Origin of the sequence: Burkholderia sp. Bp8986, from assembly GCF_003854225.1 — a bacterium.
Taxonomy (GTDB): Bacteria; Pseudomonadota; Gammaproteobacteria; order Burkholderiales; family Burkholderiaceae; genus Burkholderia.
Map to the genome: position 1 here is coordinate 1 of NZ_QTQM01000220.1, position 385 is coordinate 385.

At 67.0% G+C, this 385-nt stretch carries 1 pseudogene; it reads right to left on the reverse strand.

The window, feature by feature from the left end:
- Window positions 1–385, reverse strand: a pseudogene (locus tag DID99_RS36975) (phosphomannomutase/phosphoglucomutase); the annotation flags it as partial.

Below are 385 nucleotides of genomic sequence, written 5' to 3' on the forward strand. Positions count from 1 at the left end.
AGAACGGCAGCTCGACGTCCGGCTTCGCGGCCGTCAGCACGCGGCGGAAGTCCGCCTGGATGCGCTCGAGCCCTTCCGTGGTCTCCGCTTCAAAGCGCAGCACGACCACCGGCGTCGTGTTCGACGAACGCGCGAGGCCGAAGCCGTCCGGGTACTCGACGCGCAGCCCGTCGATCGTCACGACTTCGTCGGCGCCGTCGAACTTCGCTTCCTTCTGCAGCTTCTCGATCAGGCGGAAGTTCTCGCCCTCCTCGAGCTTGAGTTGCAGCTCCGGCGTGCTCATCGCGTCCGGCAGCGCATTGAGCAGTGCGCTCGGATCGGCCGTCTTCGCGAGGATCTCGAGCAGGCGCGCGCCCGTGTAGAGACCGTCGTCGAAGCCGTACCA